Origin of the sequence: Paenarthrobacter sp. 4246 (genome assembly GCF_040546855.1) — a bacterium.
Classification (GTDB): Bacteria; Actinomycetota; Actinomycetes; order Actinomycetales; family Micrococcaceae; genus Arthrobacter.
This window is the reverse complement of the sequence record NZ_JBEPOP010000004.1, coordinates 479,976-499,310: the sequence shown is the minus strand read 5'-3', so window position 1 is coordinate 499,310 and position 19,335 is coordinate 479,976. Positions and strand designations below refer to the sequence as shown.

Genomic DNA, 19,335 nt, shown 5'->3' with positions numbered 1-19,335 from the left:
ATATGGGGTTGACCGTTGCCTGGGCCCTGGACTGGTTGAAACTTTCCGCCAAGGCCATGGAAGAGCACCGCGTGGAACTGATCGAACTGGATCGGGCGATCGGCGACTCGGACCACGGCGAAAACATGGACCGCGGGTTCCAGGCCGTCCTCCAGAAACTCGACGAGGCGCCACCCGCAACTCCCGGAGCCGCGCTCAAAGCCGCCGCGATGGCCCTCATGTCCAAGGTGGGCGGCGCTGCCGGGCCGCTGTACGGGACGGCCTATCTGCGGGCAGCTACCTCGCTGGGCGATGCCGCCGAGATTGACGCCGAAACTCTGGCGGCCGCTCTCGCCGCCGCACGTGATGGCGTGGTGGCGCGCGGCAAAGCCGAGCTGGGGGACAAGACCATGATCGACGCGTGGACACCCGCCGTGGAAGCGGCCCAAAAAGCAGCAGCGGGCGGCGCGGATCCGGTAGGCGTCCTGGAGGCGGCTGCCGAAGCAGCTGAGACCGGGGCGATGGCAACGGATCCCTTGGTGGCTCGTAAAGGGCGCGCCAGCTACTTGGGGGAGCGCAGCGCCGGGCACCGCGACCCCGGGGCGGCTTCCACGGCGCTGCTCCTCCGTGCGGCCGCCGAGGCTGCTGCCGGTTCCACGGCCGGGACAGGAACCGAGGCCGTATGACGGTTGGGATCGTGGTGGTTTCGCACAGCAGCAAGATTGCCGAGGGTGCGGTGGAACTCGCCGCGCAGATGGCGCCCGACGTCGAATTGGTCGCCGCCGGGGGCACTGACGACGATCGGATCGGCACCAGCCTGGAGAAGGTGCTGGCCGCCGTCGAGCAGTCCTTGGTTGATTCCGGCGGTGACGGCGTGGTGGTACTGACCGATTTGGGCTCGGCGGTGATGACGGCTGAGTCTGCCATGGAGTTTGCGAGCGACCCTGATGCCGTCCTCCTTGCGGATGCACCCTTGGTTGAGGGCCTGGTGGCCGCCGCCGTCGCGGCCCAAGGAGGTTCCGGCGTCGCGGACGTCCGCAAGGCCGCGGAAGCCGCGGGATACCGGCCCGCGGAGCCGGTTGAAGCGACCGAGGCGGCCGGCGTCATCGAGCCGGACGCCAGCGGCGACTTCGAGCTCATCAACCCCCTGGGCATGCACGCCCGGCCCGCCGCGAAGATCGCAGGCGGCCTGTCCGGGTTGGACGCCGAGGTGACCGTCAACGGCGTCGACGGCATGTCCATCATGGCGCTCATGGCGCTCGCCGCCGGCCAAGGTTCCACGCTTCGTGTCGAAGCCCGCGGCAAGGGCGCGCAGAAAGCTGTTGACTACGTTCGGCGGTTGGTGGAAGAAGGGTTCGGGGAGCTCTAGTTCAGATGGATTTGCTGTCAAATATTGCTAAGTATGCTGATTAGTGATGTTGTAGAGGTACAGGTTCACTACAAGGAAGAGGTGCGAATCATGGGTGCTGACGACAAGATGGAGAACGCTGGCGAGAAGCTTGGTGGCAAGGCCAAGGAAGCTGCCGGAAAGCTGACGGACAACGAGCGTCTTGAAGCAGAAGGCAAGGGCGACCAGACGAAGGCCGACCTCAAGGGCGCCGGCGAGAAGCTGAAGGACGCCTTCAAGAAAGACTAGGTATCCGGACAGGGCCGCTGCGGTTGCAGCGGCCCTGCCTTGTTTTGTGAGGCGATTGTTGTGGCGTCGTCCGCCGGCGCCAAACTTGATGGAGGATGTACGTGAACATACTGGTGAAAATTTTCGGCCTGGCAATCGGTCTTGGCGCCGGTGCGCTGGCAAACAAGACGCTGGAGGGCCTCTGGGAGAAGAAGACCGGCAAGCCTGCCCCCAAAGACAGCACAGACCTCAATGATTCACTTCCGGGCGTGCTGGTCTTCGCGGTTGTCTCGGCCGCCGTCGCCGCCGTGGTTCACGTTCTTACCCAGCGGGGCACCAAGAGCGCCCTGGCCCGCATGAAGAAAACGGCTGACGAGGTCTAAAAACATGGCTATAGCTAAGTTCCCGAGCGTTGTCATCGATTGTCCTGACGCGGCCGCCTTGGCTGCCTTCTATGGCGAGCTCTTCGGCTGGGAAGTCGAGGACAAGGGCGACTGGTTCGATATCCGCCCCAGCGATGGCAGTAACTGCATCTCCTTCCAACAAGTGGAGGTGTACCAGCCGCCGGTGTGGCCCGGGCAGACCATTCCGCAGCAAATGCATTTGGACATGGTGGTGGAAGACCTGGACAAAGGCGAAGAAGTTGCGCTCTCGCTTGGGGCCACCAAGGCCGACCACCAGCCAGGGGAGACGTTCAGGGTGTTCCTCGATCCGGCCGGGCACCCGTTCTGTCTCTGCCTTAGCTAGGGCTTGGCCGCCGCTGGGCCTGAACCCTGTGGCGGCTCCCGGCCCCTTAGCCCTGCTGTGCCGCCCATTCCTCGACGCGGCGGTTGCTCTCTTCCTCGGAGAGGTCCTCGACACGCGTCATGATGGACCAACGCACGCCGAACGGATCGCGGATGCTCGCGTAGCGGTCACCTGAAACGAAGGTGGTCAACGGCTCCCGGATGGCGGCGCCGGCTTGCTCCGCTTTACGGACCAGGCTGTCCGCGTCGGAGCAGTAGAGGCCCAGGGAGTAGCAGTCATCTTCGCCGGACGGTGCTTGGACCAAGTGATATTCCGGGTTGGGCTCACCCAGCTGGAGGTGGCCGTTTCCGAAGTCCAGTTCGGCATGGACCACTATCCCGCCCATCTCAGTTTCGCCCACCACGCGGGCATCGAACACGTCCCGGTAAAAGGCGATGGCCGCCTTGGCGTTCGGCACCGAGAGGAACGGCGTGAGGCTGGTGAGACCGTTGGGAATGCCGTGGGTGGTGTGCTCCCCGTGGGCGGCCGTGGTTGATTCTGTGCTTGTAGTATCTGTCATGGATACGACGCTACGTGCCTCCGGGTGCCGGGCGCTTGGAGATTCGCGACAGGTTCACGCCGACCCGGGAGGGGCTTATGGAGGGTTCCTTCAAAGGCATCCTGTACCCCGCGCGACTACCCACCTTCAACCGCATACCCGCGCCGGCATCGGTAGCCGGCCTGGTGCAGTGGTTCTGGATCCCCGAGTGGGACATCGAACCCGGGCGGACCTCCCGGCAACACCTCATCGCCTACCCTGCGTCCAACTTGGTGGTGCAGCCTGCGGATGTCATCTTTTCGGGACCAACCACCCGCGCCGCACACCGCGACCTGACCGGCTCTGGCTGGGCTGTGGGCGCGCTGCTCCGCCCGGCCGCCGTGCCGTTGTTTACCGACGACCCCGGCGCCTTGCGGGACAGGCAATTGGCACTGGAGCTGACGGAGCTGCACACTGCGGTTTCGGCCGCGATGGCCCCGCCTCGCAGCGCCATGCAGCCCCGCAGTGCCACAACGCGCGACGACGGCACTCACCGCAAGCGGGCAGTAGAGGCCTTTGTTGCGTGGCTGGTTTCACTCGACGCAGTGCTCTCGGAGGAAGCCCTGCTCGCGAACCGGATGATGGATGTGATCGCTTCCGACCCAGAGGTGCTTTTGCTCGAGGACGCTGCCGCCCGGCTGGCGGTCTCATCGCGAACGCTGCAGAGGTTGGCCAGGAAGTACATAGGACTCAGCCCCGCAGCACTCATACGTCGCCGGAGGCTTCAGGATGCCGCCGAGCGTACCCGGTCCGATCCAACAGCGGACCTTGCGGCGATCGCCGTCGAACTCGGCTATGCCGATCATGCGCATCTGACGAACGACTTCCAGAAGTACTTGGGCTTCACGCCGAGTAGGTACCGGAGGTCAGCTGGGGAGTTTTGAGTGCCGGCGCCGTAGACTCGGTTGCCGCGTCGGTGTCCTCTTGCATCGTGTCCTCCCCGCGGAAAGCCGCAAGCATGGCGTCGCGATCGAATTGTCCCTCCCATTTGGACACCACGAACGTCGCGACGCAGTTGCCCAACAGGTTGACCACTACGCGCATGGAGTCCATCAATCGGTCTGCTCCAAGCAGGAGTGCAACTCCTGCCACCGGGAAGATTCCCAGCGCCCCGGCCGTCGCGGAGAGGGCGAGGAAGGCGGAACCGGGAACGCCGGCCATGCCCTTGGAGGTGAGCATCAGGATGCCGAGCGCTGCCAGTTGCTGACCCAGGTCCAGGTTGTGGCCAAAGGCCTGGGCAAGGAAAAGAAGGGAGATGGAAAGGTAAAGCGCGGCTCCGTCCAGATTGAAGGAGTATCCCGTGGGCACCACCAGGCCTGTGGTTGCCCGGGAACAACCGGCGTTGGTCAGCTTGGTCATGATGCGGGGGAGGACGGATTCAGTGGAGGCCGTGCCCAGGGCAAGCATAAATTCTTCGCGGGAGTACTTGATGAACTGCCACAGGGGAACGCGCGGGTAGACCCAAGCCACCACAAACAGCAGGCCGATGAAGACCAGCGCTGAGCCGTAGCATGCCGCAACCAGGAGGGCGTAGGTACTCAGCGAACTGAGCCCGTATTGGCCGATGATGAAGGCCATGGCGCCGAAGGCTCCAATGGGGGCGACCCGCATGACCCACGCCATGATTTTGAAGAAGAGCTCCAGTGTCGTTTCCATGAGGTCGATCACGGGCTTGCACTTCTCGCGGCCCACCACCACGATTGCTGCGCCAAAGAAGATGGCGAAGCACAGGACCTGGAGCAGCGAGTTGGACGCGAAGGCTCCTATGACGCTGGTGGGGATGATGCCCAGCAGGAACTGACCCGCATCTTTGGGTGGAGCGGTGGTGGTCTTGGCGTTCACTGCATCCTCGGACAAGGACGCCGGGTCAATGTTCAGGCCTGCGCCCGGCTGCACAAGATTGGCAACCACCAGCCCAAATGCCAAGGCGAAGAGTGTGGCGCCGGTGAAATAGATCAATGCCTTAACACCTACGCGGCCTACGGACTTGACGTCCCCCACGGCAGAGATCCCCGTGACGATGACCAGGAAAATCAGTGGAGCGATGATCATTTTAATGAGCTGAATGAAGCCGTCGCCCAGTGGGCGAAGGGCAGCCCCTATGTTTGGCCATAGGTACCCTATAGCGATGCCCAGCACCACGGCCACCAGAATCTGGAAGAACAAGGATTTGTACAGGGGCTTCTTCGCTGCTGGAGTCACGGAAGCCGTGGGTGTGGGAATTTTCAAGGGGGTGCCTGTCTGTGCGAGGGCCGCGCTGCGGTCGCGGCTGGGATCACACAAGACGCTATGAGGGCCTTGTTTCCGAATTGCTAATTCCTGAGGCCTGTTGTGTTTAATATCGGAACAAGATTTTCACGATGTGGAAAGTCTAGGTCTGACTTAGCCCGTCTTCATCCAAAATCACCGCGGCGGAAATGACCCTTCCGCATTGCTCGCCGTACGGATAATCGCCCTTGGGCGCGAAGGTCAATGTCCGCGTGGGCAGGGCTGTGCCAGAGGGAGACGTGCCGCTGACGGTCGCCTCCAGAGGGCCTTCGCTGAGGGCGGGAAGCTCAAGGAATCCCACAAATGTCCCGTCAGGGGACGATGTCGCGGAGCACACGCCATCCGGCGTGCAGCCTTGGTCCACGGCTACGGCGCCCGGGTGCAGGTCCAGGTCCTTTTCGGTGCAGGTACCGTCCTGGCAGGCCTTGAGCCGCAGCGTCCCCACCTGGTCTGCGTAACTCGCTGCAACACTCAGGGATACGCCTGCAATGTGCCCAATGGCAGGGCAGGCTACAGCCTCGGGATAGCACCCAGGGAGCAACGCCGCCGTTCCGGCAAGGGTCAACGCCACTCCGATTTTGCCCATGCTTCAGCGTAGGGCCGGACGGAGCCGGTGTCTCCAGTGAGTCCCGAAGAAGCACCTGCATCGTTACGGCTCACCCGTTCCCGTTGCCGAACCGATACCGCGCCTGCGGAAGGCTAGGCCGGAAGCCGCAACCCGCCGTCGTGCATCTCTGCCAAGCCGTCCACCAACAGGCCATCCAGTGCGCGCTCAAGTTGCTCCGGCGCCGAGTTGAGCCGGTGCAGAGCGGCGAGGGGGATCCCGATGCCCGACGGCGCGAATCCGAGGTCCGCCGGCGCTTGCTCGAACATCTGGCGCGGGACGGGAGAGGCGGCTTCGCGGAGGACGGCCATCACGGCGCCGCGGACCTGCCGGTCGGTGCCGTGCCAGGACTGGCCTTTGGGCGTGTACGACGGCGGCGGCTCACCAGCGGCGAGCCAGGCGCAGCTTGAGCGGACAGGACAGTCCGCGCACTTGGGGCTGCGGGCCGTGCACACCATGGCTCCGAGTTCCATGACGGACGCGTTCCAGCGCACGGACAGTTCCTGTTCGGCGGGGAGGAGGGCCTCGGCCAGGCGCATTTCACCTGCCGTCAAGGCGGGAGCGGGCAGGGCGTTCCCGGAAATGAGCCGGGCGTGAACCCGCCTGATGTTGGTGTCCACCACGGTTTCGCGCCGTCCAAAAGCGAAGGCGGCGACGGCGGCAGCTGTGTAACTCCCCACGCCCGGCAAACCCAGAAGCTCGGCATACGTGTCAGGAACGTTGCCGCCGTGCTGCTCGCGGATGGCGACGGCGGCTGCGTGCAGTCGCAGGGCGCGGCGTGGGTATCCGAGTCGGCCCCAATGGCGGACGGCTTCGCCCGACGGCTCCTCGGCCAGATGGCCCGGCGTGGGCCAGCGGTCCATCCAGTCCCGCCACACGGGCAGCACCCGGACCACAGGAGTCTGCTGGAGCATGACCTCGCTGACCAGGATTCCCCAAGCGCTGCAGTCCGGCTCGCGCCATGGCAGATCCCTGGCGGCGTCGGCGAACCAGAGGTCCAACGCGTCGTGGAGCTTGGCCAGCTGGCCGGAATCAGGAAGAGTCATACTGCCCTCAACTGTAATGGAATCCGGACGCCTCACCGTCCCGGGAGTGGCCATGGCCGACGTCACACAGTCCCGGATCAGGGTCCTGCGGCGTGTAGGTTAGGTGCCCCGAGGGCCACGAGCCTAGCCTAGAACCATGGCCACCAACGGTAAGCAGCAGTCGACCGCGCGCTCTTCAGCGCCGGCGAAGGGTGCTGCCCGTGGCTCATCCCGGAACGGAACAACAGGCCGCGGTGCCCCGACGAAGAGGCGGCGCCCGAGCCCTGCTGTGTACCGCCGTCGTCGGCAAGTTGTTTTTGGCGCCCTGCTGCTGGTGATCGCCCTGCTGGTTGGAGGCGGGGTGGCCCTCACCGGCGCGCTCGCCGGAAAGAATGAGCCCCAGGCCGTCAGCACCCCGGAAGCGTCGCAGGCGCCGACACAGGGAAGCGCGCCGTCAGGGACACCGTCGCCGTCTGCTTCGCCGACGCCTGTGTGCGACTTCAACCTCATGACTGTCGCGGCCAAGACCGACAAGCCCGCCTATGGTGGGGAAGATAAGCCGCTGCTCACCATGACCATCACCAACGGCGGCAACGCTCCGTGCGAGGTCAACGTGGGAACCTCCCAAATGGAGTACCTGGTGATGAGCGGCGCGGACCGCATCTTCTCCTCCAAGGACTGCCAGACCGGCGGCGAAGACCTCATCAAAACCATCCAGCCCGGCAAGAGCGAAACCGCCAACTTCCCGTGGCAGCGCAACCGGACCCTGGAGGGCTGCGCCGCGATCGACGCCAAACCGGGTGGTGGCGGCGCCTACTACACGTTCGAGGCGCGGCTGGGGAACAAAGCCAGCCCCAAGGCTGTCTTCCAGCTGAACTAAGTTCCTGCTGAGCAGGCGTTCGACGGCGGCAGGCGGCTTAGAGGAACCGGTCCAGCAGGCTGGCCTCGGCCATGCGGCTCAAGCCCTCACGCACCGTCCGGGCACGCTGATCGCCGATGCCGTCCACGGTCATCAGGTCATCGATGGTGGCGGCCATCAGGTTCTGGAGACCGCCGAAGTAGTCCACCAGGCGGTCGGCCACTGCCTTGGGCACCGACTTCAAACCGGACAGCAGGCGGTAGCCGCGAGGCTGGACCACTGCGTCCAACTGCTCAACCCCGCCGGCGAAACCGATGATGTGTGCGATGCGGCTGAGGTCGATCAGTTCGGTGGGTCCCAAGTTGAGGAGTGCCTGGACGGCTTCCTCGATCTCCTCGGGCGTGGCATCGGGGTCCGAGTAGTCGCGGATGATGACGTCGCTGCCCGGACCACGGCCCATGGTCAGTTCCTCCACCTGGAGGGACAGCAGACGGCCGTCTTCGCCAAGTTCCAGAACGTACTGGGCGATTTCCTCCGAGATTCGACGGACCATTTCCTGGCGCTGCAGGGTGACCGCGACGTCCCTGACGGTAACAAGGGCCTCGATTTCGAGGGCGGAGAGGGAACTGGTGACCTGGTCCAGCCTGGCGCTGTACCGTTCCAACGTTGCCAGGGCCTGGTTGGCGCGGGCGAGGACCTTTTCGGAGCCCTCCAGCACGTGGCGCAAACCGTTCACGTAGAGCGCGATGATCTGCATGGACTGGCTGACGGAGATCACGGGAACGCCGGTTTGGATAGCCACGCGCTCAGCGGTGCGGTGCCTGGTGCCCGATTCCTGGGTTTCGATGCTTGAATCCGGGACCAGTTGGACTGCGGCGCGGACTATATTGCTGGCGTCCTTGTCGCAGATGATGGCGCCGTCCATTTTGGCCAGCTCGCGCAGGCGCGTGGGGGAGAAATCGATGCCGATATCGAACCCGCCGGAACAGATGGAGTCGATGGTGCGGTCGTAGCCCAAGACAATCAGGGCTCCGGTCCGTCCGCGGAGGATGCGTTCCAGGCCATCGCGCAACGGGGTTCCGGGTGCGACTCTGGCCAAGGTCGCCTTAAGCGACTCTTCCGGGCTCCGGGCCATAGGGTTTCCCTTCGAAGGTGCAAGCCTCGGCTCACAGACAAGCTGAATCCGGCGTCAGTGGGCACTAACAAAAAATGCCCCAATGACGACAAGCACAATGATAGGGCTTCCGGGGACCGTTAACCGCACCAGCAAGCCCCAAAGTGGGTCATTTCGTGATGTTCGGACGCGCCCGCAAAGTGGTTTGGCGGCTGATTGGCGGAAACCCTATTTCCCCCAACCAGCCGCCTCCCGCCTAGTTCCTGCCGCGCCCGAGCCCGGTCAGCAAAGCTCCACCGGCCTCGCGCCACAGCCCGGGGCTTCCCGGTGCAGCAGCGTTTTCCTCCAGGTATTTAATCCAATCGCGGTACTCGGTAATGTCCCGTCCCTCTGCCGCGGCCACAGCGTCGCAGGCAAAACCCACCGCTCTGCTGCCATCGTCCAGCGTGATGGACCCCAGCAGCATGGGTTCCGGCAGCTCGGCCAGGAAGGACCCGAGGGCGGCCTCGGAGAGCAGCCATCTCTCAGCAACGAGCCCGGCTCCGCGCGTCGAACGAACCACTCCGGGCTTGGGCGGCGTGGTCTCCAAGGCCACCATCCGGTACTGCGCCGCGGTGGTCACCGGGCCGTCCCAGAAAGCTCCACGCCCTTCGAGCTCCGCCGCCAGCGGCTGCCCCTTCCGGTGCGCCCCCACGACTACGAGGGGAACGACGGCGGCTCCCGCAGCAACCGGCCAGGGGACCTTGGGCGCGGGAGACTGAGCTGGTGCTGTCGCCGCGCCCGCCGCGGCTCCCGCCGCGAACAGTTCGGGCAGCTCCGGGGTGAGCTCGATCCGACGCGCAATGTCCGCGGCCACCCCGTCCTCGAAGGTCCGGGCAACCACCGTCAGGCCGAACTGGGAGGTACTGCCTGTTTCAACGCCGTCTGTTTCGGTTACGGTGCCCGCCGGTACGGCAACAGCGCTGAGATCAAAGAGGTTGCAGAAATTGGTATAGGTGCCCATCCGGGAGTTGACCCCCACCGGATCGGCCGCCACCTCGGCCAGCGTCGGATGGAACGGTGCCGTGGGTACAACCAATGCGTCGAATCCGTCCAGGCGCTCCATGGCGCGGCGTTTGAGCTGCTCCAACGCCGCCGTGTCCGCGACGTACCGGTGTGCCGGGACTTTGCCCGCGGCTTTGATGATGCCGGCGACTGTGGGGTCCAGCGTTGCGGGCACCTCGCCGGACTGGGCTGCACCGTCCGAAGTACCTACCCCGCCCAACGTCGCCGAATCAATGAAGCTGCCGACGGCGGCGTAGCGTTCGGCCACCAATCCGCCGTCGTACAGCAGCCGGGCTGCTTGCAGGAAGACGTGCAGGTCGATGGGTTCCGCCACCACTCCTGTGGACCGCAGCCGCCCGATCTGCGCCTGGAACTCCGACGCCCACGCTGCCGGGAGCGCCGGCAGGGCAGCCGGATAGGCCACCCGCGGGGTGGAAGGTGCCGCAACCTTCACGTCGGTGGGCCAGGTGCGGCCCTGCCCGGCCATGATGCCCATGGCGAGCTCGGCAGTGGCGAGATCGCGGGCGAAGATCGTGGCGGTGTCCCACGAACGGCATGCCGGGACCACACCCTCGGTGGACACCACGCCCAGGGTGGGTTTGATCCCTACGATTCCCTGCAGCGCGGCGGGAATCCGGCCCGAACCCGCGGTATCCGTGCCGATGGCGATGTCCACAAGACCCAAGGCCACCGCCACGGCAGATCCGGAACTGGAGCCGCCGGAGATCCTCTCGGGACGCCTCGAATCACGGACAGCACCGTACGGGCTGCGGGTACCCACCAGGCCCGTGGCGAACTGGTCAAGGTTGGTGGCCCCGAGCACCAAAGCGCCGGCAGCGCGGAGCCTCGCAACTGGCACCGCATCCCTGGCGGGTACATCCCCAAAACCGGGGCAGGCCGCCGTCGTGGTTAACCCGGCAACATCCACGTTGTTTTTCACGGCGAGCAGGAGACCGGCAAGCGGCAGGTTCCCGCCGGCCGCCACGGCGGCGTCAATCCGGCCCGCTTCCGCGAGCAGTTCGTCCCGCCCGCGCAGGTGGATCCAGATTTCGGGACGGTCGACGGCGTCAACCGCCTCGAGCGCGGCAAGGACTCGCACCACGGTGGTTCCAGTCATGATGCGCTTCCCTCCAGGACGAGTGCGGGTGCCCGGACGTCCACTGGTTCCAGGACCACCAGCGCCTCACCAGCCACCACTTGAGCACCGGCGGCGGGCAGGACCTGTTGGACCAGGCCATCCACCGGAGCCTGGATGACCGTCTCCATCTTCATCGCCTCAAGGGAAACCAGCGATTGGCCGGCCACCACCAAGTCTCCGGGTTCCACGTCCACTTTCCACACGCTGGCTGCGAACGGCGACGTCACCAGGGTGCCGCCGTCGGGAACAACAACGTCGTCGGCCGGCGGGGCCAGCGAGACTGCCTGCTCGGCACGATCGAACTCGCCGGCTTCCTCCCAGGCCTGCCGCTCCACGGCGAAAGCCGCCGACTGGGTCTCGCGGAATTCCGCGATGGAGACGCTGTTGCGGTCCAGGAATTCCTCATGTTCTGCAAGTGAGAACGTGCCTTCCTGGATCTCGACGCCATGGCCACGGCCAGCAGCCATGTCGGCGCGGAGGTCCAGGAGCTCCTCGGGACTGACGGGGTACCAGGAAATACGGTCGAAGAACCGGAGCAGCCACGGCGAGCCCGGCTCAAACGGCGCCGAATCCGCGTAGCGCGACCAAACCTGGGTGGTACGTCCCACGAACTGGTATCCACCGGGACCTTCCATGCCGTAAATGCACATGTAGGCTCCGCCGATTCCGACGGCGTTCTCCGGCGTCCAGGTGCGGGCAGGGTTGTACTTGGTGGTCACCAGCCTGTGCCGCGGATCCAACGGTGTTGCCACCGGCGCTCCGAGGTACACATCACCCAGTCCCAGGACGAGGTACTCCGCGTTGAACACCGTATCGAAGACATCGTTGACGGAGTCCAAACCGTTGATGCGGCGGATGAACTCGATGTTCCACGGGCACCACGGGGCGTCGTCGCGGACACCGGCCATGTAGCGCTCGATTGCCTCACGGGTAGCGGGATCGTCCCAGGACAAGGGCAGGCGAACGCTGCGGCTGGGCACCACCAGCTCCGAGCTTGCAGGGAGTGCGGCCTCTATTTCCTGCACCAGGCCCAACAGCTTAGATGTGGGAAGGACGGAGGGATCGGCTTTGATCTGCAGGGAACGGATACCTGGCGTCAGATCCACGATGCCCCGGACGGCGAGACGCTCAAGTTCCTGGTGCAGGGCGTGGACCCTGGCGCGGAGGCCAAGGTCCAGCACCATGTCGCCGTACTCCACCAAAAGGTTGTCGTCACCGGAGCGGCGGTAGGTGACAGCAGGCCGTCCGTCACCTTCGAGCACCCGGCCCAGCACGCCGTCGTCGCCGTCGCCGCGCAGCAACTCGGCCGTGCCTGATGCCATGCCGGAAGCCGAGCCGGTGCCGAACCCGCCGGCACCCGGCAGTATCAGTTGCCTCGCGGCGCCAAGTTCCTTCACCGAAGGCGCCTCAGCCGAGCGGATCGGCACGAAGCGGACCTTGTCCCCGGGGCGGAGTTGCCCCAGCTTCCAGCGCTCGCCGGCCACCACGGTGACGGGGCAGACGAAACCGCCCAGACTGGGACCATCAGGGCCCAGCAGGATGGGGGTATCGCCGGTGAAGTCCAAGGCACCCACAGAGTAGGCGGTGTCGTGGATGTTCGAAGGGTGCAGTCCGGCCTCGCCGCCATCATTGCGTGCCCAGCGCGGTTTGGGACCGATCAGGCGGACGCCGGTGCGGGCGGAGTTGAAGTGGACCTCGTATTCGGCGGCGTAGAGTTCCTCAATGTCTTCGCGTTGGAAGAATTCCGGGGCGCCATGCGGCCCCTCCACTACCTTCAGCTGCCACTCCGTGGTGAGGGCCGGGCGGCTCTCCACGGGAACCGGGCCGGGGACGGTCTCAGGGAGGTGCCCGGTGACGGTGCGGATTACATCGCTGGCCCGCAGGACGCGGCCGCCATGGCCGCCGAACTGGCCCAAGGTGAAGGTTGATGCACTCCCCAGGTATTGGGGAACATCAAGCCCACCTTCGAACAGGATGTATCCCCTCAGCCCGGATCCGTCGGCCGATCCGACATCCAGGAGACCGTTGTCCGGGACGGTGATGGGTTCCCACGCTGGGGCCGGACGGCCGTTGACGGTCACCGTGACGTCCGCTCCGGTGACGCACACTGTGGTGGCGTGGGTGAAGCGGAGCGCCGGTCCGGCCATGGTGAATTCCAGACCGGGTGCGCCCTCAGGATTGCCCAGCGCGGTGTTGCCCAACCGGAACGACAAATCATCCATGGGTCCACTCGGAGGCACTCCGATCTGCCAGAGCCCGGTCCTGCCCGGCCAATCCTGCACGCTGGTCTGGAGTCCCGGCCGTTCAACGGTGATCCGTGGTTCAGGATCGCCCACGGAGTTCAGAGTTCCGGTGGAATGCTTCGCGGCGCGGACCACGTCCATCCCGGCCACGGCGCGCAGCATGCCCAGGTTGGTCTCGATGCCATCAATGCGGGTTTCCGCCAACGCCGCAGCCAGGGCGTCGAAGGCGGCGTCGCGGGTAGTACCGGACGTGATGACCTTGCCCAGCAGGGGATCGTAACTGGTGGAGACTTCGCTGCCGGTCTCCACCCAGGCGTCAATGCGCACGACGTCGGAGGCCGGGTACTGCGCGTTGGTGACCGTTCCGGCGCTGGGCTGGAAGTTGCGGGCCGGGTCTTCTGCGTAGATACGGGCTTCCACGGCATGACCTGTAACGGGCACACTGTCCGGCACGCCATCAAGCACCGGCTCATTCCGGGCAAGGTTCAGCATCCACTCCACCAGGTCAACGCCGGTGATGGCTTCGGTGACGGGGTGCTCCACCTGCAAGCGTGCGTTGACTTCCAGGAAGGAGGCTTCCTGGCGGACGGGATCGTAAACGAACTCCACTGTGCCTGCAGAACGGTAGCCCACCGAGGCGCAGAGGGCACGGGAGCTGCGGTGCAGTTCCTCCCGCAAAGCCTCCGGCAGATCCGGAGCGGGCGCCTCTTCAAGCACTTTCTGGTGGCGGCGTTGCAGCGAGCAATCACGGTCGCCAAGGCTCACCACACGGCCCGCACCGTCTCCGAACACCTGGACTTCCACGTGGCGGGCATGCTCGATATAGCGTTCAGCGAAGACTCCGGCGGTTCCGAAGCTGGAGCTTGCCAAACGGGCCACCCGTGAGTAGTTGTCGCGGAGTTCGGCTTCGTCACGGCAAACTGCCATGCCGATTCCGCCGCCACCCCCGGTTGCCTTGAGCATGAGGGGGTAGCCGATGGTTTTCGCTGCTGCGACGGCTTCGTCCAGGTCCTCCAGAAGGCCGGATCCCGCGATCATAGGTACCCCGGAGCGTTGGGCAGCGTCGCGGGCGGTGTGCTTGGTGCCGAAAATCCGGAGCTGTTCGGGAGTGGGCCCCACAAAGACCAAGCCGGCTGCCTCCACGGCTTCCGCGAAGGCTGCGTCCTCGGACAGGAATCCGTAACCGGGATGAATGGCCCCGGCCCCGGTGGCAGCCGCCGCCCTGAGGATGGCGTCAACCTTGAGATACGACTCCTTGGCGGGTGCGGGTCCCAGCAGGACAGCTTCGTCAGCGAGCTTCACATGCTTGGCGCCGCGGTCTGCCTCGGAGAAGACGGCCACGGTGCGCAGCCCCGCCTTGCGTGCTGACTCGATAATCCGGCAGGCGATCTCGCCACGGTTGGCAATGAGCAGGGTGTCGAAGCGGTTCATGCGCGGTCCTCCGGACGTGTGACGATCATGCGCACCGGCGTGGGGTTGAAGCCGTTGCAGGGGTTGTTGATCTGGGGGCAGTTGGACACCAGCACCAGCGTGTCCACCTCGGCGCGGAGGGCCACCCGCTTTCCGGGTGCGGACAGCCCGTCCACGATGCCCAGGGCGCCGTCGGGATCTACCGGCACGTTCATGAACCAGTTGATGTTGGACACCAGGTCCTTCTTACCGAGGTCCCACTTGGCACCTTCAATGAGGAAGTTCTCCACGCACGCATGCTGTTCATGGGTGTGTTGGCCGTAGCGGAGTGTGTTGGATTCCTGGGAGCAGGCACCGCCGATCGTGTCGTGGACGCCAACCTCGTCCGCCACCACCGTCATCAGTTCCTGGCCGCTGTCGGCGCGGAGAACTGAGCCAGTGGTGAGGAAGATGCTGCCTTGCGTTGCGATGGTCACGGCGGCGGAGTAGCGCGTACTGGTGTCCCGTGCCGCGTAGAGAATGCAGTCCACGGCTTGGTTCCCGTCGAGGTCCACAATGGTGAGCACGTCGCCGGCAGCAATCACGGCGGACCAGGGGCCACGGGCTTCCACCAGCTCGTCCACTATGACGCGGCCAGGGACCAGGGCGGGGCTGATTTCTGCGATGGCGTTCATGCGGAGGTCCTTGCGTTGTAGTCGAGTTCTGTGTTGTGGAGGGCCAGACGTCCCTCTGGGCCCAGGTCTACGTTGAGGGTTCCGTTCTTGAGAGCTTCAAGGTCCTGCGGAGCCCGCCACGCGGCGATGTCCACGGCGCGTCCTGCGAATTCCGGACGCGGGTCCAACGGGTGGGCGGTATTGGCCAGTACCAGCACTGTGTCCATGTGGAGGAGGAGTTCGACGGCGGCTCCGGCACCGGCGCTGCCGGCGAACGTCATGCTGCCGTCCCGCTTCACGGTGACGCCTTTGAAGAACGACAACGACGGTGGGAGTTCTTTCTGGCTGATGCCATGCTTCATGCCGCCCAGGGTCAGCAGTTCACGGCCCGCCGGTGACTGGCTGTGGGCTGATCCGGCACCGTACTTGGCAGTGTTTCCGACCAGGTGGGTGGTGCCGGTGAGGGCATCATGCTTACCTGAGGAATCGGCCACGACGGTGGCCATCAGCCGGCCGGCGTCGGACAGCAGGGGATGGCCTGTAGTGATGTACGCCTGCCAGGGGACCTTGACCGTATCAGCTACGTTGAGCCGCTCGTGCTGGGCGCCGCTCCGGATGAGGACAGCGTGAACGCAGGCATCGCCGTCGAGGTCTGTGATCCTGATGCGCGTCCCGCGGGCCAGTTCCAGATGGGTGTAGCGGCCAAAGGCAAGTGTTTCCGCCCACGTCAGGGAGTCCTTTGCCTCCGCCGGGAGGACCTCGGTCAAACGTGGCGGGGCCGAAGCCGGCGGGACGTGGATCATGGTCTCGGCCGTGCGCCCGTGCTGGGCCCGTGCGTGCAGCTTGGCGCCGGTAGTCGTGGCGGTTCCGTTGTCAGAAGTGCGTGTTTCAAGAGTCTGGGTCATGGCTGTCTTTTCTGTGCTTGGGTGTTTGGCGGGGTCAGCCGGCGTTGACGGATTCTGCGGCGATTGCGGCCTTGTTTTCCCGGACCCGGATGTTCCGCCGGACCCAGAGGCCCAGGAGCAGGACGGCGCCCACCATGATGGGGGCGGAGAAGAGCAGGATCCCGTGTTCGCCGGAGGGGTCGTACACCTCGGGGCGGGGCCAGGAGAGGTTGATGACCATCAGGGCGCCGTAGAGTACGGCCAGGATGTTGACTGGCAAGCCCCACCCGCCCAGTGAGAAGAGTCCGGCCGGCATGGTCTGGCCCACCCGGTCCCAGTCACCACGGAAGCGGCTGAGCAGTTGCGGGACAGTGACCATCAGGTACGCCAGGTACACCATCACGATGCACACGCTGCAGAGGGTTGTGAAGAGCGCGGAGTTGCCGATGTTGATGGCGAGGATGCCCACAGCCAAGGCGCCGATCGCGATGGAGGGCCACATGGGAGTTCCGCGCTTCTGGTGGACCTTTGCGAGCATCTCCGAGGCCGGGAGCTTGCCGTCCCGGGCCATGGAGAACACCAACCGCGAACCCGCCGTCTGGATGGCCAGGGTGCAGACAAAGATGGCAATCGCTACGTCCACCAAGAGCACCTTGCCCCAGAACGTGCCCAACACGGCCGTCAACACGTAGGGGAGTCCCTCGGTGGCGAGCCTGCCGTCGTCGAGACTTGGCGCTGCCATCAGTGCCGCGATAATCATGAGGCCGCCACCAATGCCCGAGATGATGAGCGCGGAGAGGATGGTGCGTGGTGCGGTCTTGCGGGGGTTCTTGGTTTCCTCGGACAGTTCGCCGGCTGAGTTGAAGCCGACCATCACATACGCGGCCATCAAACCCGAGACCAGGAAAGCACCCACAGCGCCAAGGTCCGAAGTTGTGACCACGCTGACGTCGGCCACTACCTCCGGGCCGCGCTGCGCGGCTGAGAACAGGGCCAGGATTACCGCAGCGACGCCTACAATCTCGCAGGTGACGCCGATGGAGTTGACGTGTGACATGAGCTTCACGCCGAGGCAGTTGATCACGGTGGTGATCACCAGGAGAACGGCGCCCAAAATCACTGCGTTGGCTGCGCCCGTGGGGGACGTCAGGGCGGGGTCGCCGCCCACCACTTGGAAGCCGTCCCACAACTGGGGGAGGACCACCTGGAGGGCGATGGCTGCTGCGGCAGCCGTGATGACCTGGGCGATGGACATGAACCAGCCAGCGAACCAGCCCACCACTTCGCCGCCTACACGGCGCGACCATTGGTAGACGGCACCGGACAACGGGTATCTGGCGGCGAGTTCAGCGAAGTTCAGGGCCACCAGAAGTTGGCCGACCAGGACCACGGGCCACGTCCAAAAGAAGGCCGGGCCGGCAAAGGAGTAGCCGAAGGCGAAGAGCTGGAAGATGGTGGTGAGGATGGAGACGAACGAAAAACCTGCGGCGAACGACGCGTAGCGGCCCAGCTTGCGGTGCAGCGTGGGCTGGTAGCCAAGTGCTGTCAGGTCTGCATCGTCGGTGCGGTGGGTCGCCGTCGAAAGGGTTGAAGTCATCGGGTTTCTCCGTGTCTGGAACGGGATATGGGACCAGTTCGGAGAGGTTTTGACTGCCTGTCCGTCAATATCGGTCACTTGATAGTTTTCCAGCGGGGTGTCCCCATGGCGTTTCGGCAATGTAAAGCCTTGGTTACCGCTCGTTTCAACCGTGTAAAGGAAATCTCACCGTTCCGGCAGCACGTCGTGAACAGGCCCTTTGGTGTTGCGGCGATGCAAGAATGAGGTGTGACTACAACCGGACCGGGACGCCCCCGCAAGCAGCAAGCTGTACGCCCGGGAGCCACTGCACGCGACGAAATCCTGGATGCCGCAGCCGAACTCTTTACCAGCCAAGGATTCGCCAATACGTCCACGCGCGCCATTGCCGACGCCGTCGGAATCCGGCAATCATCGCTCTATCACCACTTCTCCACCAAGGACGAGATCCTTGGCGAACTCCTCGGCGGGACAGTGTCCACCAGCCTTCACTTCGCGCGTGCAATTCATCAGCACTCGGCTGACGCTGCGTCGGCTGCGGCACGACTGCACGCAGTGGTCCTGTTCGACGGCTTGCAGCTCTGCACTTCCCGCTGGAACCTCGGGGTGCTCTATCACCTGCCGGAAGCCAGGGCGGAAGTCTTCCAGCCATTCATGGCAGCACGGCAGGAACTCCGGTCCATTTACGGAGACTTGGGACGGGAGCTGATGGCGGTCTCCGACGCAGACCCGGGCCTGGGCGACACCGCTTTTCGGCTGGTCGAGTCACTGATCAACCTCCGCGCGGACGGGCTGATCGCAACGGACTCGGCGTCCACTACGGCCGATACGGTGATGATCCTGGCCGGCCTCAGGCAAAAGATTCAGGCGGTGAGGGATGCCAGCAGCGAACTCATCAGCCGGTATGGCGAGGCAAACCGTCGTGACGAAGCCTCTGAGCCCGCACCCGCAGCGAAAAGCGCCTAGTAATCCACCTGGCGTTTGAGTTTGTTCCCCAGCCATAGCATCGCCAGGCTCACCACCAGGAAGCCAACGGAGATGGCGAGTGCGAACACCACCACCCCGCCCCAACCGCCGGCTCGGTCCGGGTCGATGAACCAGTAGGGGTACCAGTTCACCAAGGTGCCACGGACCAGGCTGTAGACCAAGTAGCCAACGGGGTAGAGCAGCCAGTACCAAACGTGTTTGAGCTGCAGAGTTGCCCGGGGCGGCTGGAAGAGCCAATCAGCCACCATCACCACGGGGATCAAGTAATGGACCACAAAGTTGACCCAAGGCAACAGGGAACCGAGGTCCTCGCCGGCCAGCAAAGCACCAAAAACCAGACCCACCACGGCCATGGCGATGGTGGCAGTGCCGCGAGTGACATCGTCAGCTTCTGTAGGCCGCTTCCGGATCAGCACCCGGTATCCGCTGATCAGCAGCACCAGTGCGGCGAAGATGTTGGACAGGTTGGTGAAATAGCTGAAGAAGTTCCAGAGGTCATAGCCCATGCCCAGATGGACCGTCAGCTGGGTTCCCACCGCCACCAACGTCAAAAGCCCAAAGAAAAAGCGTCCCCCAATAAGCACATTCCGTTTGGTCATGCTTCCCATCCTT

Annotated in this window: 19 protein-coding genes; 8 read left to right on the top strand and 11 right to left on the bottom strand. The window is 64.8% G+C overall.

Features of this window, described 5'->3' with window-relative positions; translation table 11 throughout:
• Positions 1 to 2: 2 nt before the first annotated feature.
• The 5 genes from dhaL (at position 3) to ABIE35_RS10265 (ending at position 2,341) form a co-directional block, all read left to right on the top strand.
• Entirely contained in the window at positions 3 to 665 is a 663-nt protein-coding gene (gene dhaL, locus ABIE35_RS10285) for a dihydroxyacetone kinase subunit DhaL (RefSeq protein WP_354514629.1), read from the top strand.
• Positions 662 to 1,348 (top strand): dihydroxyacetone kinase phosphoryl donor subunit DhaM, encoded by a 687-nt coding sequence (gene dhaM, locus ABIE35_RS10280; protein WP_354514627.1) that lies wholly within the window; start codon positions 662 to 664, stop codon positions 1,346 to 1,348. The genes dhaL and dhaM overlap by 4 nt, the downstream gene beginning before the upstream one ends.
• A 90-nt stretch (positions 1,349 to 1,438) precedes the next feature.
• Positions 1,439 to 1,615: a CsbD family protein gene (locus tag ABIE35_RS10275; RefSeq protein ID WP_035760998.1), complete on the top strand. Its 177-nt coding sequence runs from the start codon at positions 1,439 to 1,441 to the stop codon at positions 1,613 to 1,615.
• A 95-nt stretch (positions 1,616 to 1,710) separates the two neighbouring features.
• Positions 1,711 to 1,977, top strand: coding sequence for a DUF4235 domain-containing protein (locus ABIE35_RS10270; RefSeq protein ID WP_354514625.1), 267 nt, complete (start codon positions 1,711 to 1,713; stop codon positions 1,975 to 1,977).
• 4 nt (positions 1,978 to 1,981) lie between these two features.
• On the top strand, positions 1,982 to 2,341 hold the full coding sequence (locus ABIE35_RS10265; RefSeq protein ID WP_354514623.1) for a VOC family protein: 360 nt from the start codon (positions 1,982 to 1,984) through the stop codon (positions 2,339 to 2,341).
• A gap of 46 nt (positions 2,342 to 2,387) precedes the next feature.
• Here ABIE35_RS10265 and ABIE35_RS10260 read toward each other — a convergent pair whose 3' ends face one another.
• Positions 2,388 to 2,900 carry a VOC family protein gene (locus ABIE35_RS10260; RefSeq protein WP_354514621.1) on the bottom strand — a complete coding sequence of 171 codons (513 nt, stop codon included), beginning with the start codon at positions 2,898 to 2,900 and terminating at the stop codon, positions 2,388 to 2,390.
• Between the two features lie 77 nt (positions 2,901 to 2,977).
• On the opposite strand from ABIE35_RS10260, the gene ABIE35_RS10255 reads away from it, so the two are divergent.
• Entirely contained in the window at positions 2,978 to 3,802 is an 825-nt protein-coding gene (locus tag ABIE35_RS10255; RefSeq protein ID WP_354514620.1) for an AraC family transcriptional regulator, read from the top strand.
• On the opposite strand, the gene ABIE35_RS10250 is transcribed toward ABIE35_RS10255, so the two are convergent.
• The 3 genes from ABIE35_RS10250 to ABIE35_RS10240 form a co-directional block, all read right to left on the bottom strand.
• Positions 3,762 to 5,147, bottom strand: coding sequence for a cation:dicarboxylate symporter family transporter (locus tag ABIE35_RS10250; RefSeq protein ID WP_354514618.1), 1,386 nt, complete (start codon positions 5,145 to 5,147; stop codon positions 3,762 to 3,764). The genes ABIE35_RS10255 and ABIE35_RS10250 overlap by 41 nt on opposite strands.
• A 142-nt stretch (positions 5,148 to 5,289) precedes the next feature.
• Entirely contained in the window at positions 5,290 to 5,772 is a 483-nt protein-coding gene (locus ABIE35_RS10245) for a hypothetical protein (protein ID WP_354514616.1), read from the bottom strand.
• 113 nt (positions 5,773 to 5,885) lie between these two features.
• Entirely contained in the window at positions 5,886 to 6,836 is a 951-nt protein-coding gene (locus tag ABIE35_RS10240) for an iron-sulfur binding domain-containing protein (RefSeq protein WP_354514615.1), read from the bottom strand.
• A gap of 136 nt (positions 6,837 to 6,972) precedes the next feature.
• Between ABIE35_RS10240 and ABIE35_RS10235 the strand changes: the two genes are divergently transcribed.
• Positions 6,973 to 7,695 (top strand): hypothetical protein, encoded by a 723-nt coding sequence (locus ABIE35_RS10235; RefSeq protein ID WP_354514613.1) that lies wholly within the window; start codon positions 6,973 to 6,975, stop codon positions 7,693 to 7,695.
• A gap of 37 nt (positions 7,696 to 7,732) precedes the next feature.
• On the opposite strand, the gene disA is transcribed toward ABIE35_RS10235, so the two are convergent.
• From disA to ABIE35_RS10205, 6 genes are all read right to left on the bottom strand, one after another.
• Positions 7,733 to 8,809, bottom strand: a complete 1,077-nt coding sequence (gene disA, locus ABIE35_RS10230; RefSeq protein ID WP_024819020.1) for a DNA integrity scanning diadenylate cyclase DisA — start codon at positions 8,807 to 8,809, stop codon at positions 7,733 to 7,735.
• Positions 8,810 to 9,044: 235 nt separating this feature from the next.
• Positions 9,045 to 10,949 (bottom strand): allophanate hydrolase, encoded by a 1,905-nt coding sequence (atzF, locus tag ABIE35_RS10225; protein WP_354514611.1) that lies wholly within the window; start codon positions 10,947 to 10,949, stop codon positions 9,045 to 9,047.
• Positions 10,946 to 14,644, bottom strand: coding sequence for an urea carboxylase (gene uca, locus ABIE35_RS10220; protein ID WP_354514609.1), 3,699 nt, complete (start codon positions 14,642 to 14,644; stop codon positions 10,946 to 10,948). Before uca ends, atzF begins: the two co-directional genes overlap by 4 nt.
• The gene (locus tag ABIE35_RS10215) at positions 14,641 to 15,297 is read right to left on the bottom strand and encodes an urea amidolyase associated protein UAAP2 (protein ID WP_354514607.1); all 657 of its coding nucleotides are present in this window, start codon (positions 15,295 to 15,297) and stop codon (positions 14,641 to 14,643) included. Before ABIE35_RS10215 ends, uca begins: the two co-directional genes overlap by 4 nt.
• On the bottom strand, positions 15,294 to 16,181 hold the full coding sequence (locus ABIE35_RS10210) for an urea amidolyase associated protein UAAP1 (RefSeq protein WP_354514605.1): 888 nt from the start codon (positions 16,179 to 16,181) through the stop codon (positions 15,294 to 15,296). The genes ABIE35_RS10215 and ABIE35_RS10210 overlap by 4 nt, the downstream gene beginning before the upstream one ends.
• Before the next feature lie 34 nt (positions 16,182 to 16,215).
• Positions 16,216 to 17,757 carry an amino acid permease gene (locus ABIE35_RS10205; protein WP_354514603.1) on the bottom strand — a complete coding sequence of 514 codons (1,542 nt, stop codon included), beginning with the start codon at positions 17,755 to 17,757 and terminating at the stop codon, positions 16,216 to 16,218.
• 228 nt (positions 17,758 to 17,985) lie between these two features.
• Here ABIE35_RS10205 and ABIE35_RS10200 point away from each other — a divergent pair, with 228 nt between their 5' ends.
• Positions 17,986 to 18,702 carry a TetR/AcrR family transcriptional regulator gene (locus ABIE35_RS10200; protein WP_354514602.1) on the top strand — a complete coding sequence of 239 codons (717 nt, stop codon included), beginning with the start codon at positions 17,986 to 17,988 and terminating at the stop codon, positions 18,700 to 18,702.
• On the opposite strand, the gene ABIE35_RS10195 is transcribed toward ABIE35_RS10200, so the two are convergent.
• Positions 18,699 to 19,322 carry a Pr6Pr family membrane protein gene (locus ABIE35_RS10195; RefSeq protein ID WP_354514600.1) on the bottom strand — a complete coding sequence of 208 codons (624 nt, stop codon included), beginning with the start codon at positions 19,320 to 19,322 and terminating at the stop codon, positions 18,699 to 18,701. The two genes, ABIE35_RS10200 and ABIE35_RS10195, sit on opposite strands and share 4 nt — an antisense overlap.
• Positions 19,323 to 19,335: the final 13 nt, after the last annotated feature.